This window comes from Endozoicomonas sp. SESOKO2 (genome assembly GCF_024606245.1).
In the GTDB taxonomy this organism is placed as follows: Bacteria; Pseudomonadota; Gammaproteobacteria; order Pseudomonadales; family Endozoicomonadaceae; genus Endozoicomonas_A.
In genome coordinates this window covers 1-1,169 of sequence record NZ_JAHHPQ010000359.1, presented here as the reverse complement: position 1 = coordinate 1,169, position 1,169 = coordinate 1, and the positions used below count along the sequence as shown (strand labels likewise).

General features: G+C 49.3%; 2 protein-coding genes. Both read left to right on the top strand.

All coding sequences use genetic code 11. The features are described 5' to 3' along the window. A partial coding sequence (locus KDK17_RS08065; RefSeq protein WP_257287802.1) for an ankyrin repeat domain-containing protein occupies positions 1 to 630 on the top strand: 630 nt, incomplete at its 5' end. Between the two features lie 259 nt (positions 631 to 889). Further along, on the top strand, positions 890 to 1,169 hold a 280-nt coding region (locus KDK17_RS08060), incomplete at its 3' end, for a hypothetical protein (RefSeq protein WP_257287801.1).

Sequence of the window (1,169 nt, the reverse complement as noted above, 5' to 3'; positions counted from 1 at the left end):
AAGAACACCAGTGAATCTCACCCGGATACATTTTTCCCCGATCGGGCGTTTTACGATGCCTGTGCTATCGGGGATTTGGATCACGTGGAGGAGTCACTGGCAGAAGGAGTCAATGTCAATGCCGTTATGGATGCTGATTTTACTGCCTTGATGTGGGCATCCAGAAATGGACAAAAGGACGTCGTCGAGCGCCTGATCAACGCCGGGGCGAATCTCAACGCTGCCTGTTCGGCTGGTGCAACCGCACTGTATATCGCTGCCCAGGAAAATAAACCCGAGTGTGTGAAACGCCTGATCGAAGCCAAGGCGGATCTCAACGGCAACTGTTCGGATGGCGTCACTCCGCTGTACATCGCTGCTCAGCAAAATTGCACCGACTGCGTAAAAATCCTGATCGAAGCCGGAGCGGATCCCAACGCCCGGACTAAGGATGGCGCCACCGCAATGTTAGTCGCAGCCTGGATGGGCAATACCGAATGCGTGAAACTCCTGATCGAAGCCAAGGCAGATGTCAACGCCCGAGCCAAGAATGGCATCACCCCGCTGTCCATCGCAACTGACATGAGCAATATCCACTGCGTTTTCCTCCTCATCAATGCCGGGGCAGAGTTGAGCAGAAGCGGTGAATGAAACAGAAGAAATGTGCCATCTTCTCCAGTAAACACGGCTTTCTGGTGTTCCCATCTTCTGAGTTTTTGAAATGGGTGATTATTTAGTCACAGCAGACTTTATAGCCATAGAAAAAGTGAAGTTGGATCGCTTTCAGCTCAGCACTACAACCTATACGACAGGGCTTGCTCTCGGGCAGTTGACAGGCCTGTTAACTACGTAACTTGAGTTATTTTCTTGATCTATCCTTCCCCTCTGTACAACAGAATGCAAGGGTAGAATGATTAAGCACTCACTCTATGCAGCACCGCTGCTACTAATGACATTGTCCGTCCTCTGTCAGGCTCAAGCGTTGACAAGATGTTCTGTTGTCGCAGTTGAACAGAAAACAGGTTCTCAAAACCTGAACGTTTCTATAAAACCTGACCAACATACACTGTCGGGCACATTCTCAGACATTGCCCACACAAAAGGCTATGCAGAATCAGATTTACCGCCTGATGAGAAACAAGGCAGACTAAACGACTGCGAGCTAAAAACAATCGTCATTGAATCCATTT